Source organism: Aquitalea sp. ASV11 (genome assembly GCF_016429185.1).
Lineage (GTDB): Bacteria > Pseudomonadota > Gammaproteobacteria > Burkholderiales > Chromobacteriaceae > Aquitalea > Aquitalea pelogenes.
In genome coordinates this window covers 17,016-30,765 of record NZ_JAELUD010000052.1, presented here as the reverse complement: position 1 = coordinate 30,765, position 13,750 = coordinate 17,016, and the positions used below count along the sequence as shown (strand labels likewise).

10 protein-coding genes are annotated in these 13,750 nt (G+C 59.7%); 4 read left to right on the top strand and 6 right to left on the bottom strand.

Annotation, left to right across the window (positions count from 1 at the left end; all coding sequences use genetic code 11):
* Positions 1-312: 312 nt before the first annotated feature.
* The 4 genes from JHD62_RS15505 to JHD62_RS15490 are packed head-to-tail and all read right to left on the bottom strand — an operon-like array spanning position 313 to position 5,300.
* Positions 313-864, bottom strand: a complete 552-nt coding sequence (locus tag JHD62_RS15505; protein ID WP_199103682.1) for a cob(I)yrinic acid a,c-diamide adenosyltransferase — start codon at positions 862-864, stop codon at positions 313-315.
* The gene (locus JHD62_RS15500) at positions 864-3,323 is read right to left on the bottom strand and encodes a hypothetical protein (protein WP_199103681.1); all 2,460 of its coding nucleotides are present in this window, start codon (positions 3,321-3,323) and stop codon (positions 864-866) included. Before JHD62_RS15500 ends, JHD62_RS15505 begins: the two co-directional genes overlap by 1 nt.
* A 2-nt stretch (positions 3,324-3,325) precedes the next feature.
* Complete coding sequence (locus JHD62_RS15495) at positions 3,326-3,748, bottom strand: DNA polymerase III subunit chi (protein ID WP_199103680.1); 423 nt, start codon at positions 3,746-3,748, stop codon at positions 3,326-3,328.
* The gene (locus tag JHD62_RS15490; protein ID WP_199103679.1) at positions 3,735-5,300 is read right to left on the bottom strand and encodes a leucyl aminopeptidase; all 1,566 of its coding nucleotides are present in this window, start codon (positions 5,298-5,300) and stop codon (positions 3,735-3,737) included. The genes JHD62_RS15495 and JHD62_RS15490 overlap by 14 nt, the downstream gene beginning before the upstream one ends.
* Positions 5,301-5,502: 202 nt before the next feature.
* Between JHD62_RS15490 and lptF the strand changes: the two genes are divergently transcribed.
* From lptF to JHD62_RS15470, 4 genes are all read left to right on the top strand, one after another.
* Positions 5,503-6,603, top strand: coding sequence for an LPS export ABC transporter permease LptF (lptF, locus tag JHD62_RS15485; RefSeq protein ID WP_045845106.1), 1,101 nt, complete (start codon positions 5,503-5,505; stop codon positions 6,601-6,603).
* A 6-nt stretch (positions 6,604-6,609) separates the two neighbouring features.
* Positions 6,610-7,686 (top strand): LPS export ABC transporter permease LptG, encoded by a 1,077-nt coding sequence (lptG, locus tag JHD62_RS15480; RefSeq protein ID WP_045845107.1) that lies wholly within the window; start codon positions 6,610-6,612, stop codon positions 7,684-7,686.
* Between the two features lies 1 nt (position 7,687).
* Positions 7,688-10,258, top strand: coding sequence for a [protein-PII] uridylyltransferase (locus JHD62_RS15475; RefSeq protein WP_199103678.1), 2,571 nt, complete (start codon positions 7,688-7,690; stop codon positions 10,256-10,258).
* Between the two features lie 91 nt (positions 10,259-10,349).
* Entirely contained in the window at positions 10,350-10,805 is a 456-nt protein-coding gene (locus tag JHD62_RS15470) for a MaoC family dehydratase (RefSeq protein WP_199103677.1), read from the top strand.
* A gap of 209 nt (positions 10,806-11,014) precedes the next feature.
* Here JHD62_RS15470 and JHD62_RS15465 read toward each other — a convergent pair whose 3' ends face one another.
* Together JHD62_RS15465 and JHD62_RS15460 are read right to left on the bottom strand one after the other, a co-directional pair.
* Positions 11,015-12,622, bottom strand: coding sequence for a PAS domain-containing methyl-accepting chemotaxis protein (locus JHD62_RS15465; RefSeq protein WP_199103676.1), 1,608 nt, complete (start codon positions 12,620-12,622; stop codon positions 11,015-11,017).
* Positions 12,623-12,796: 174 nt separating this feature from the next.
* The gene (locus JHD62_RS15460; RefSeq protein WP_199103675.1) at positions 12,797-13,747 is read right to left on the bottom strand and encodes a GMP reductase; all 951 of its coding nucleotides are present in this window, start codon (positions 13,745-13,747) and stop codon (positions 12,797-12,799) included.
* Positions 13,748-13,750: the final 3 nt, after the last annotated feature.

The window sequence follows — 13,750 nt, the reverse complement described above, 5'->3', positions numbered from 1 at the left end:
GACTTGCCTGCCGAAGTGCTTGCCAGCACAGACAGCCACGTAGCTGCCTGATCAGGAAGCAAAAAGCCGCTGGAATCCAGCGGCTTCAGGCTGCAAACAAAGAGATTTGGTGCGATTGTTCTGGACCCGGCAAAGCCGGGCCTTTCGATTAACTTATTGATTCCGCAGCCTGCCCGTCTATTCCCAATCCCCCGCCCTTTCCCTGAAAGGGAGCCTCGCTTTCCTTTCAGAAAGCGAGAAGGGTTTAGCAAACAAATAAGCCGCTGGAATCCAGCGGCTTATTTAATTGGCGATACGTATCAGCGTTGATGATCAACCGTGTCGCTTGGGCTGCCACAGCACGTCGGGCTGGCCCAGTGCCTTGTTGAGGTGCCGCGCCAGAATGAACAGGGCATCGGACAAGCGGTTCAGGTACTGACGTGCCGACTGTGAAATCTCCCCTTCCCTTGCAGCTGCCACCACGGCGCGCTCGGCGCGTCGGCAGACGGAACGGGCCTGATGCGCCAGACCTGCCGGTCGCGAACCACCGGGCAGGATGAATTCCTTGAGCATGGGCAGGTCCGCATTCATCTGTGCCACCCACTCTTCCAGCGCGGCCACATGCTCTGGCTTGAGCGCTGCATAGCCCGGCACCGCCAGTTCGGACCCAAGATCAAACAGATCATGCTGCACCGTCGACAGACGGTCCACCACACCGGCTGGCAGGCTTTCGGCCAGCAATACCCCCAATACCGAATTCAGTTCATCCACATCGCCCAGCGCCTGCACCCGCAAGCTGTCCTTGGCCACGCGGCTGCCATCACCAAGGCCGGTGCTGCCATCATCCCCGGTACGGGTGACAATACGTGAAAGCCGATGTCCCATCAGTCCTGCTCCTTGTTCGGGCCATGGTGGCCCTGCTGCTCGCGCCCCAGGGCCAGAATGGCCTGGCGCAGGCTTTCCTTCAATGTTTCACCAAACAACATGTCGTAGTCTTCCTTCAATTGCTGCATCACCCCGGACAGCATGTTCTTGGCCTGCAATTCCAGCGCATCCTGCAGCCACAGCGACAGCTCCACCTTCATGCGCGGCAGCAGTTTTTCATACATGGCATCCACCAGGGCGCGCTCATCCACCACGGCCACGGTTTCTTCCTTGCGGGCTGCCGGGTTCATCAGCGCAGCCGCTGCCGCAGCCGTGGTCACCGCGGCGACACTCAATACCTCCACCGACTTGCCTGCTTCCGGTGCTGCCGTGCTAGCCGCGACTTCCGTCTGTGGCATAGCAGCAGCAAAACTGGCACCGGTCAGCGTTTCCAGCGAGGCTGGCGGCATTGGCTCCGGGCTATTGTCCGGCAAGGGAGCCGTGACATGGGCAAGTGACTCGGCCATGGATGGATCAGCCGGTTCGGCATCCGTCAGCACCGGCAGCTCCAGCTCGGCCTCCGGCACTTCAGTGGCGGGCAATGTCACGGCACTGGCTGCTTGCGGAGCGGCTTCGCGCTCGCTGGCAAAGGGCGACTCGGCAAACAGGCCTTGTACCGGTGTGCTGATACCTGCGGCTGGCGGCGTGACTTCGATTACGTCGACAGAGGGCATGTGGCTGGCCGACGCAGACGGCAAGTCCGCCTCCTCGTCCAGCACCGGCAATACTAGCGATGACGGCACTGGCGCGCTGGCGGCAACAGGCTGCAAGTCATCAGCCTCATTCGGCAAGCAAAGCTCGGTTTCATTCTCGCGATCGACATCACCCAAACCCGGCCAGCTTTCCTCCTCATCCAGCACGGGCAGGTCCTGAGCCAGCAATACCGGCGCATCCTGTCCCGACTCTGCATCATGCTCGGGCACTGCCTGCACGACAACTTCAGGCTGGTCTGGCAGCAACTCGGTTTCACTGTCGCGATCGACATCACCCAGCCCAGGCCAGCTTTCCTCTTCATCCAGCAGCGGCAGGTGCTGCTCTGTCAATTCGGGCGATTGAACCGCTGCGGCTACCGGAGCCAGGTCATCCAGACCGGCATCCTGCAGCAAGGCAGATGCAGCCTGAATATCGTTATCGTCCTGCAAACCAGCACTGACATCGTGGGCCATGGAATCATCACCCAGCCCCGGCCAATCCTGGTCGATCAGCGTGGCGGGCTGCATGGAGGGCAATGTCGCCATGGCTTCCATCAACTCCGCTTCGCTCAGCGATGTAAATGACTTTGGTTCAGGCACCGCTTCGGTCTGCGGGGGCTGGTTCAGGGCATCCTGCTGTGCCAGGGTTTGCTCAGCTGCACGCAATACTTCATCCAGCGATGCGGGGGTGGCATCTACCAGCGCCTGCGCACGGGCCAGCAACTCACTGGCCGACGGGGTTTCCTCTTCCAGCCGCCCGATACCCCCGCCCAGCACGCCAGCGGGCAGGCTATCCAGGGAAATGGATAGCCCGGCAGGCAGGACCGGGGCTTGATCAGGCTGCACCGGCGGCTGCGCATCAACCACCTGTACATGCGGTGCTGCCTCTGCTGGGGCTACCGGCTCGCCGGGTGCAGTGGCAAAGTCAGGCGGAGCGGCTACAACCGGGACCGCCTGTTCCGCCATGCTGTTCCAGTCGATATCCAGTTCGTCCGACAGATCGGGAATCTGTAGTTCTTCCTCTACCTCGGGCAGAGCTTGAACAGACAGTGCCTCAGGTGCACTCACGGCGGATGGAGTTGGTGTGGCTACTGGCTGGACAGGCAGATTCTCATCCAGCGCATCAGTCAGGGCCGGAATCTCCAGTTCGTCCTCCACCACAGGCAGGGGTTGAACCGCCACAGCCTCAGGTGCGTGCATGGCTGTCGGCATAGTCGCAACTGCTGGCGGGGCGGACGCAGTCGCATTCGGCGGGGCGGGCTTGTCCGCAGGTAATTCCGGCACCGCTTCATCCAGCACAAACTCGAAACCATCCACCGCCATCAAGGGTACTTCGGGCTTGGGTGAGTTTTGCGCAGCAGGCGGGGCCGCCAGGGACAGCGGGTCGCTGCCATGCAATACCTGACCCAGATCCAGCTCGTCCGCCGCTTCGCTCAGATCCAGTGAAGGCAGGCCAGACAGGTCCAGTGCCGGGCTGTCACTGACTGGCGGCGCTGCTACCTCCAGGTCGTCCAGTGTCAGCTCAGGAATATCCAGTTCTGCCACGCCTTCTGCCGGAGCAGACAGGGCACTGTGTGCGGCATCCAATTCGCTGGAAAAGTCAAAATCCGGCACATCCAGCACTTCGTCCGCCAGGACGGGAATGGCGGCTTCATCCACCACTTCGTCCAGCACGGGCAGGTCCAGCTCGTCCCAGGAGGGCAGATCAGGCATTGGCGACTGGTTCATGGTCACTTGTGGCTCATGTCATGATGTTGAATGGCGTAACCGCGAGCGCGATAGGACTTGAAGCGGTGGCGTGCAGTGGCCAGCGCCTGCTCATCGGTACCGACGATTTCCAGGATACGGGAAAACTGCGCTGGCTCGACCGGCAATTCCGGCCCCAGGTTCAACAATACCGGGTGCTGCAAACCGGCCGGCAGACTGGCAGTCAGCCAGATCGGCGTTTCGGCCGCTTCGGGAGAATCCATCCGGCAATGGGCGATGAACTGGGTATCACCCATGCACCAAAGCCGGTTACTGAAGGTATCCAGCGCCCGCTCGTCTTCCAGCCAGACCAGCAGGCGCTCTCGCTTGCGGAATACCGTTGCGGTCAGCTTGCAGGCAAACTCCTGCGGCTGGGCCACATTGGTATAGAAATCAATCCGCGTCATCTTCTACGATTTCAGGCGATTCACGACGCGGGCGGCCACGGCGCACGACATTGCCCAGGGCGATGTCGGCACGGTCTTGCAGGAACTGTACCAGCAAGGGTACCGGACGGCCGGTTGCGCCCTTGTCCTTGCCACTCTTCCATGCGGTGCCGGCGATATCCAGATGTGCCCAGTCATAAGCCTTGGCAAAGCGCGACAGGAAGCAGGCGGCGGTGATGCTGCCACCCGGACGCCCGCCGATATTGGCCATGTCGGCAAACGGGCTCTTGAGCTGTTCCTGGTATTCATCCCACAAGGGCATGTGCCAGGCACGGTCGGCTACTTCCTCGCCAGCCGCCAGCAGTTCACGCGCCAGGCTGTCCTGATTGCTGTACAGGCCGGTGGCGATATGGCCCAGCGCGATGACGCAGGCACCGGTCAGGGTGGCAACGTCAATCACGGTTTGCGGATTGAAGCGCTCGGCAAAGGTCAGCGCATCACACAGGATCAGGCGGCCTTCTGCGTCGGTATTGAGCACTTCGATGGTCTGGCCGGACAGGCTGGTGATGATGTCACCGGGCTTGACCGCATTGCCGGCCGGCATGTTTTCGCAAGCCGGAACAATAGTCACCAGATTGATCGGCAGCTTCATTTCCACCGCCGCGCGGAAGGCACCCAGCACCGAGGCTGCGCCGCACATATCGTATTTCATCTCGTCCATGCCTTCACCGGGCTTGAGCGAGATACCGCCGGAGTCAAAGGTGATGCCCTTGCCCACCAGCGCCAGCGGGCGGTCGTTCTTGTCCCTGGCACCCTGGTATTGAAGCACGATGAGCTTGGGCTCCACCACGCTGCCACGGGCAACCGACAGGAAGGAATGCAGGCCCAGCTCTTCCAGCTGGCTTTGGCCGTAGATTTCCACCTGAGTGCCGAATTCTGCGGCAATGCGCTCGGCTTCTTCTGCCAGGTAAGCAGGCGTGCAGACATTGGGCGGCAGGTTGCCCAGGTCCTTGGCCAGTTTCATGCCATTGCCAATGGCCAGCCCGCGCAGCAGGCCTTTTTCGCCATCAGCCAGGTCGCTGCGGCGCGGCACGGCCAGCGTGAGCTTGCGCGGTTCACGGGCGCTGTCGTCCTGCTTGCTCTTGAAGCGGTCGAAGCGATAGAGCACGTCCAGCGTCACCACGGTGGCCTGCTCGATCATCCATTCGACATCGTGTTTCTTGACGGTCAGTTCGGTGAGGTAGCTCACGGCTTCGGTGGCGGAAGTCTGCGTCAGGCTGCGTACCGAACTGCGCACGGCCTCGCGGTATTCCTTGGCGCGGAAATCCCGCTCCTTGCCCAGACCCACCAGCATCACACGGTCGCACAGGGTATGCGGCACGGAGTGCAGGATCAGCGTGCTGCCCAGCTTGCCTTCCATGTCACCGCGACGAATGACGTCGCTGATGAAACCGTTGGAGATGCGATCAAGCAAGTCGGCAGCAAAGGTGAGCTTGCGCGATTCATAGACGCCCACGATCACGCAGGCAACGCGCTGCTTTTCCGGGCTGCCGCTTTTTATGTTAAATTCCATCTTGTACTCCCATGAAATGCGAGTGTCAGTTGCTCCACTTCCTGCAGGCTGCCAGCGATGTCTGGCTTACCTAAAGGCCCTGCCTGTAGCAGGCAAAGACAGAAGCTGCGTCCATCCCGAAATTTGCCGAAACCGGCGTTTCAGAGTTATCAAATCAAATTATCACTACGCTAGTCATAAAAAGTCAAAAAGGCACTGATAAATGGTTTTTCGTAAAAGCCTGACCCGAGAATTGACTTTTACCGCCCTGGGCGTATTTGTCGTCCTGCTGGCCATCATTCTCTCGACCCAGGCCATCAACCTGCTTGGCCGTGCGGCGGAGGGGCAAATCGCCAACGAAGCCGTCACTGCGCTGATCGGGTTCTGGGCACTGGGTCTGTTCCCCCTGCTGATGATTCTGACCGTTTTCGTCACCGTACTGGTGGTGATGACCCGTATCTGGCGCGACCATGAAATGGCCGTCTGGCTGTCATCCGGCCTGTCCTTGCGTGACTGGGTGTGGCCGGTGATGCGTTTTACCATCCCGCTGGCCTTGCTGGTGGGCATTGTGTCGCTGTTCATCGCGCCCTGGGCGGAAGAACGCAGCCAGGTGTATGCGGAAATCCTCAAGCGCCGGGAAGAAATCAGCGCCATCGCGCCGGGCGTGTTCAAGGAAACCGGTTCGGGCAGCAAGGTGTATTTCATTGAAAGCTATGGCGGCGACCATGGCGCAGCCACGCGCATCTTCATGCAGGACTTGAGCGAGGGCAAAGTGTCCAGCATTTTTGCCAAGCGCGGCTACATTTCGGTGAATGAAGACAACGAACGCGTGCTGGTGCTGGAAGATGGCCGCCGCTATGTGGGCGAACCGGGCAAGTCCGACTACGAGGTAGGCAGTTTCCAGCGTTACAGCGTGTTGATTGGCACCAACCAGAAGCTGGCCGCCCCGCCCAACAACCGTCAGGCGCAAAGTACCGGCAGCCTGATCGGCAGCAGCGACCCGGCCTTGCGCTCGGAACTGGTATGGCGCCTGTCCATGCCGCTGAGCTGTCTGGTGCTGGCCTTGCTGGCCATTCCGCTCTCTTATTACAACCCGCGCAGCGGCCATGCCTACAATCTGGTGGTGGCCTTGCTGGCGTTCTTCCTGTACCAGAACAGCCTGACGCTGGTACGTAACTGGATTACCCAGGGCAAGGTGGGCATGGCCAGCATCCTGATCGTTCACGTGATCGTGCTGATCCTGGCCGTGCTGTTGCTCAAATATCGCGACCGTCCGGCCAATACCGTGCGTCAGACCCTGAAATACTTCCTGAACAAGCCCTGAAGCCAGATGAAACTGATTTATCGCTACATCATCAGCGCACTGACCCAGTCCACGCTGTTTACCCTGGCAGCCTTGCTGGGTCTGTATGGCTTCTTCGACATCATTCACGAAGTGCCCGACCTGAACCATGGCAATTACTCCATCGGCAAGATGCTGGGCTATATCGCGCTGCAAGCGCCTGGCCACGCCTACGAACTGATGCCGCTGGCGGTGCTGATTGGCGGCATGGTGGCCATGACCCAGCTGGCCAGCTCCAGTGAATACACCGTCATCCGCACCTGTGGCATCACCCTGGGCCAGATTGCCCGCACGCTGCTGCTGTTCGGGCTGGGCTTTGCCGTTCTCACCACCGCGCTGGGCGAGTTCATCAGCCCCTATGCGCTGCAGCAGGCCGAACGCATGAAACTGTCGGCCATGCGTTCGATGGTGGCGCAGGAATTCCGCTCCGGCATCTGGGTGAAAGACAACAACAACTTCATCAATGTGCACGAAATGCTGCCGGACACCACCTTGCTGGGCGTGCGCATTTATACCTATGACGACAACTACCAGCTGGTGACCACCCGCTATGCCGAGCGTGGCAGCTACCAGCGTAACGCCCATGTCTGGCAGTTGAGCAATGTGGTGGAAACCCGCCTGTTCCCGGACCATGTGGAAAGCAAGACCGTGGCCCTGGCGCAATGGGCGTCCATCATCGAACCGGACATCCTGAACGTGCTGCTGGTGGTGCCGGAACAGATGTCGGCACTCAACCTGATCAAGTACATCGAACACCTGAGCGCCAACAAGCAGCAAACCCAGCGTTATGATATTGCGCTGTGGAGCAAGCTGTTCTACCCGCTGGCCTGTGTCTCGATGGCTCTGGTGGCACTGGCCTTCACCCCGCAGCAACGTCGCCATGGCCAGCTAGGTGTGCGACTGTTTTCCGGCATTTGCCTGGGCGTGGGCTTTCACTTCATCAACCGTTTGTTCGGGCATCTGGGCTTGCTGTACAGCTGGAACCCGGTGATTTCCGCCACGGTGCCCACCTTGCTGTTTCTGTTTGCCGGCATCGCCATCATCCTGAAGCAGGAAAGACGCTGACATGGAACCTCTCTCCGCCGAGCTGACCCAGGCACTGCGCAAGCAACTGGCCCAGGAACGGACTGCCCTGCTGGAGCAGTACCGGTCCCATCGCGACCCGCAACGCTACCTGAGCCAGCACAGCCAGCTGGTGGACCGTGTGCTGCAACAGTTGTGGCAGCATGCCGGGCTTGCCGAACAGGCCAGCATGATTGCCGTCGGCGGTTATGGCCGTGGTCAGCTGTTTCCCAGTTCAGATATCGATGTGCTGGTATTGCTGCCCGCCGTCAGCCCGGCGGAACTGCCCGAGCAGGTAGCCGCGCTGATCGGCCACATGTGGGACATCGGCCTGGAGGTGGGCCACAGCGTGCGCACGGCGGAGGAATGCCTGCAAGAGGCAGCCGCAGACATCACCATTGAAACCAATTTACTGGAAAACCGGCTGATTGCCGGGGCTGCCACGCCCTATCAGCAGCTGATTCAGCGCCTGGACTGCCAACGCGACCCGCTGGCCTTCTTCGAAGGCAAGACGCTGGAACAGCAGCAGCGCCACAACCGCCACTTTGGCGTTACCAACAATCTGGAACCCAATATCAAGGAAAGTCCGGGCGGCCTGCGCGACCTGCATACCATCTTGTGGATCAGCAAGGCCATTGGTCTTGGTGAAAACTGGAGCGACCTGGTACAGCGCGGCATCCTGACCCAGGCTGAAGCACGGCTGATTCACCACAGCGACCGCCAGTTGCAACGCCTGCGCATCGACCTTCACATCCTGGCGCGACGCCGCGAAGACCGGTTGATTTTCGATCTGCAGCAAAGCATGGGCCTGGCCTTCGGCCTGCAGGACACCCCGGCCAAGCGCGCCAGCGAGCAAGTGATGCAGCTGTATTTCCGTGCTGCCAAAACCGTCAGCCAGCTCAATGGCATTTTGCTGCCCAATCTGCGTGCCCGCCTCTATTCGCAAGTACCGCGCATCACGCAGAACCTGAACGAACGCTTTTATTCGGTCAACGGCATGCTGGGCATCCGCCGGCCCGATGTATTTGAAAAAGAACCTTCCGCCATTCTGGAAGCTTTTTTCATGCTGCAACGCAATCCGGAACTCACCGGTTTTGCGCCACGCATGCTGCGTGCCCTGTGGCATGCGCGCAGCCACATCAACGACCGTTTCCGCAAGAACCCGGAAAACCGCCGCCTGTTCATGCAGATGCTGCGCGAACCCGGCCTCACCCGCTGCCTGCGCCGCATGAACCTGTACGGCGTGCTGGGGCGTTATCTGCCCGGCTTTGGCCGCATTGTCGGCCAGATGCAGCATGACCTGTTTCACGTGTATACCGTGGACGAACACATCCTGATGGTGGTGCGCAATCTGCGCCGCTTTGCCATCAGTGCCTTCAATCACGAATATCCCTTCCTGTCGCGGCTGATCAACGATTTCGAACGACCGGAAGTGCTGTACGTGGCAGGCCTGTTTCATGACATTGCCAAGGGGCGCGGCGGAGACCACTCCACGCTGGGCATGGTGGATGCACGCGAGTTCTGCGAGCAGCACGAACTGTCGGCCGAAGACACCGAGCTGGTGGTGTGGCTGGTAGGCCAGCACCTGACCATGTCCAGCATTGCGCAGAAGCAGGACATTTATGATCCGGACGTGATCCAGCGTTTTGCCGAACTGACGCAAACCCCGCGCCGCCTGGCGGCGCTATACCTTCTGTCGGTAGCCGACATCCGAGGCACCAGCCCCAAGGTGTGGAATGCCTGGAAGGCCAAGCTGCTGGAAGACCTGTACAACGCCACCCTGCGCGTGCTGCTGCGTGGTGGCGAGGTGGACCTGAACTCGGAACTGGAAGAACGCAAGACCCAGGCGCTCAGCCTGCTGCGGCTTTATGCGGTACCGGCCGGAGTGGAGCAAAAGCTGTGGTCGCAGCTGGACATGGTGTACTTCCTGCGCCACGAGGCCAAGGAAATTGCCTGGCATGCACGTATCCTCAACCGTTTCGTCAATATTGAAACGCCCATGGTGCGCGCCCGTCTGTCGGACGATCACGAAGGCATCCAGGTACTGGTCTACACCCCGGACAAGCCTGAACTGTTTGCCCGCACCTGCGCATTTTTTGGCCGCACCAACTACAGCATTGCCGATGCCAAGGTGTACACCACGCGTCACGGCTACGCGCTGGATACCTTCCATGTCTTCATCCCCGAGCATCACGACGGGGATTACCGCGACATGATCAACTTCATCGAATTCGAACTGGCCGAATGCCTGCGGCTGGAAACACCGCCGCCACCACCGGCCAACGGTCGCATCAGCCGTCACCTGAAGCATTTCCCGATTGCGCCGCAGGTGCTGATTCGCCCGGACGACAAGGACAACTTCTACGTGCTGTCCATCGTGGCTGGCGACCGTCCCGGACTGCTGGCACGCATTGCCAAGGTACTGGCGGACTACCGGCTGAGCGTGCAGTCCGCCAAGATCATGACCCTGGGCAGCCGTGCGGAAGACTCCTTCCTGGTGAGCGGACCCGGCCTGAAAGACGACAAGACGGTACTGGCGCTGGAGGGCGAGCTGATTGCCGCCTTGCGCATCTGAGTTCTCAGCAGCCACCCGGCCCGGTATCTGTCTTTGACCGTCAGGGAACAAGCACGTATGCTGGGATATCAACTTACGTTAACGTCACATCATGCTCTACTTCGAAGACCTGACACCGGGCCGCCGGTTCGAAACTGCCAGCCATACACTGACCCAGGACGAAATCATCGCCTTCGCCCGCCAGTTCGACCCGCAGCCGTTTCATACCGACCCGGAAGCCGCCAAAGCCAGTGTGTTTGACGGGCTGGCTGCCTCCGGCTGGCATACCAGCAGCCTTACCATGCGCCTGATTACCGCCAGCGAGCTGAAAAACGTGGCCAATGGGTTGATCGGCATGGGGATCAAGGACATGCGCTGGCCACAGCCCACCCGTGCGGGTGACACCTTGCGCGCAACCATCGAGGTTCTGGCGCAAAAAGCCTCCGGCAGCAAACCAGGATTCGGCGTGGTGCAATTACGCTGGACCACGCTGAACCAGCATGACGAGATTGCCATGCAGCTGGAAACCTCCATCTGGGTTGCCCGTCGCCCGACTGTACAAGCATGAAAAAGCCTGCCCCGTCATACGGCAGCAGGCTTCAGGCTGCTAACAACCTTATTTGATGCGACTGCACTGAACCCGGCAAAGCCGGGCCTGCCGACTAAGCTGCTGATTCCGCAGCCTGCCCATCTATTCCCAATCCCCCCGCCCTTGCCCTGCAAGGGGGGGCCTGCCCCGTCACACTACGGCAGGCGTTTGTAACGCACATCACACGCTTAGCGCTTGTGCCACTTGCTGAAGTTATCGGTCAGTTGCGCCAGATCGACCGAGGTTTCCGCCAGATGACTGGCACTTTCACCAATGGAGTGGGTGGTATTGAGGTCTTGTTCCGACAAGGCATTCAACTGCTCCAGTGCAGCAGCCATCACATTGATGGAGTCGGACTTGCTGCCCATTTCCTGCGCCAGTTGCGCTGCCTGACGGCTGGATTGCTCGGCTGCTTCAATCAGGCCCTGCAGATTGCCGGATGACAGGCGGATCTGGCCATTCACCTCGCCCACCTCCTCCACCGTGGCATCCATGCTGCTGACCGCACTATGGGTGATCTTGCCGATTTCCTCGACAATACCGCCAATCGAATCGGTGGTATTGGTGGTGCGCTCGGCCAGCTTGCGCACTTCGTCGGCCACCACGGCAAAGCCACGGCCCATTTCTCCGGCACGGGCAGCTTCGATGGCTGCATTCAGTGCCAGCAGATTGGTCTGATCGGCAATTTCACGGATCAGCGCCGTCATGCTGCGAATCCGTGTCATCGCCTCGTCCAGTTCCACCATGGCAGTGCGTGACTGTGATACCACCGAAACAGCCCGCTCAGCGGCTGTGGTGGCGGCATCCATGGTCTGCCGTCCCTCGCGTGCCACGCGCTGGGTATGCTGTGAATCCTGCTGGTTATGCTCGGCCAGCCTCACCACGTCCTGAATGGCCACGCTGAGCGATTCCATATTGTGACTGATCTGGTTCAGCCCTTCGCGCTGTTCCACCGAGCGCGAAGCCAGCGCGTGCATGTCATTCAGCAAGCCATGCGCCTGCTGTTTGGTGTATTGGCTGGCGCGCATCACATCGGCAATGGTGGCACGATAGTGAATGCGCAGCGCCTCCATTGAAGAGAGCACCTTGCCTGCCAGGCCACCTTCGCGGGCCTCGACCGCCTGATCCAGCCGGCCTTCCTGCAAATCCTGAAAACGTTGATCCAGCACGCCCAGCACCGCACGCAAGCGCACCCAAGCCCATACCCCTGCGCCGAGTGCCAGCAGGCATCCGGCAATGCCTGTCATTTCGCGGATGGCACTGATGGAGTCCGGCAGGAAAAAGGACACCATTGCCAGCAACAAACCGACCACCGAGAACACCGGAGCCAGCTTGAAGACATCCGGCTGGCGCGCATAGCGTTGCAGCGTGGACGGCAGAGTAGCCTTCTTGTCCTGTACCTGACGATACAGGGCGGCTGCGGCGTCGACATCCTGCCGGCTCGGGCGCGAGCGCACCGACATGTAACCCACGATGCGGCCATGTTCGGTGATGGGGGTGACATAGGCCTCCACCCAGTAGAAATCGCCATTCTTGGCCCGGTTTTTCACAATGCCGCGCCAGGGCTTGCCTGCCTTCACCGTGTCCCACAGGTCGGCAAATGCTGATGGCGGCATGTCCGGGTGGCGCACGATATTGTGGTTTTTACCCAGCAGCTCGTCTTCGGTAAAACCGCTGATGTCGATGAATGCCCGGTTGGCGTAGGTGATGCTGCCTTTTACATCGGTCTTGGTGACGATGGGATTGACAGGATCGACCATCAGTTCGTTGGTGGTAACCGGCAGATTGATCTTCATTTGATGAGCGTTCTTTTGATAGTTTTAATTATTTGTAAGATTCTGTTGAATCCCGCTATTCTAACAACAAAGTCACTCTTCAGAATATGCAAGCCACCACTATTTACCAATCCATTTGTACATGAAAAAGCCCGCAAAATGCGGGCTGTTGCAATGAATGTTCTCTCCCGGTTCTTAGCGATAAACCTGAATCATCTGGACATCTCGCAAGGCTGACAGATCACGGCCACCGGCATAGCTGACCGACGACTGCAGATCCTCTTTCAGTTCACGTAGCAGTTTGCCAATGCTGCCCTTGTATTCCACCAGAATCTTCTTGCCTTCCACATTGACATAGGCACCCTTGTTGAACTGCGAAGCGCTGCCAAAGTATTCCTTGTAATGTTTGCCGTTGATTTCGACAATTTCACCCGCCGATTCGTCGTAACCGGCAAACAGCGAACCGGCCATGATCATGCTGGCGCCGCAGGCCAGCGCCTTGGCCATATCGCCATGCTCCACAATGCCGCCATCGGCAATCACCGGCACGCTGACGGCTGCTACGCAGTCACGCACGGTGGAAACCATCGGGCGGTGAAAACCGGTCTTGTTCTTGGTGATGCAGACCCGGCCACCGGCAATGCCGGCCTTGATGGCATCACAGCCCCAGCTTTCCAGGTCGCGGGCGGCATCGGCCGTGGCAATATTACCGCCAATAAGGAAGCTGCCCGGGAAAGTGTCCTTGATGTGCTTGATCATGCGCTCTGCCTTGACGCACCAGGCATTGGCCACATCCAGGGTGATGTATTCCGGCGTCAGGCCAGCGGCTTTCAGTTCTGCCAGCTGTTGCAGGGTGTCTTCGTTGACACCGGCGCTGATGGAGGCAAACAGGCCCTTCTCCTGCATGGCCGCGGTAAAACGGCAGGCATCCACATTGAAGCGGTGCATGGTGTAGAACCAGCCCAGCCTGGCAAAAGCCTCGCAGGTTTCTTCGTCTACCACCGATTTCATGTTGGAGGGGTAGATGGGCATGTCAAAACGGCGCGGCCCGAATTGAACCGAGGTATCGCATTCCTTGCGGCTGTCGACAATGGTTTTTCTCGGGACGAGGTACACGTCGCCATAGTTCAGTTCGGTATTCATCATGCA

Bases quoted from the DNA above. Each gene is read 5' to 3' on its own strand.
- lptF (WP_045845106.1), top strand. From the start codon at position 5,503: ATGGTTTTTCGTAAAAGCCTGACCCGAGAATTGACTTTTACCGCCCTG.
- JHD62_RS15495 (WP_199103680.1), bottom strand. From the start codon at position 3,748: ATGACGCGGATTGATTTCTATACCAATGTGGCCCAGCCGCAGGAGTTT.
- JHD62_RS15490 (WP_199103679.1), bottom strand. From the start codon at position 5,300: ATGGAATTTAACATAAAAAGCGGCAGCCCGGAAAAGCAGCGCGTTGCC.
- JHD62_RS15475 (WP_199103678.1), top strand. From the start codon at position 7,688: ATGGAACCTCTCTCCGCCGAGCTGACCCAGGCACTGCGCAAGCAACTG.
- JHD62_RS15500 (WP_199103681.1), bottom strand. From the start codon at position 3,323: ATGAACCAGTCGCCAATGCCTGATCTGCCCTCCTGGGACGAGCTGGAC.
- JHD62_RS15465 (WP_199103676.1), bottom strand. From the start codon at position 12,622: ATGAAGATCAATCTGCCGGTTACCACCAACGAACTGATGGTCGATCCT.
- JHD62_RS15460 (WP_199103675.1), bottom strand. From the start codon at position 13,747: ATGATGAATACCGAACTGAACTATGGCGACGTGTACCTCGTCCCGAGA.
- JHD62_RS15470 (WP_199103677.1), top strand. From the start codon at position 10,350: ATGCTCTACTTCGAAGACCTGACACCGGGCCGCCGGTTCGAAACTGCC.
- lptG (WP_045845107.1), top strand. From the start codon at position 6,610: ATGAAACTGATTTATCGCTACATCATCAGCGCACTGACCCAGTCCACG.
- JHD62_RS15505 (WP_199103682.1), bottom strand. From the start codon at position 864: ATGGGACATCGGCTTTCACGTATTGTCACCCGTACCGGGGATGATGGC.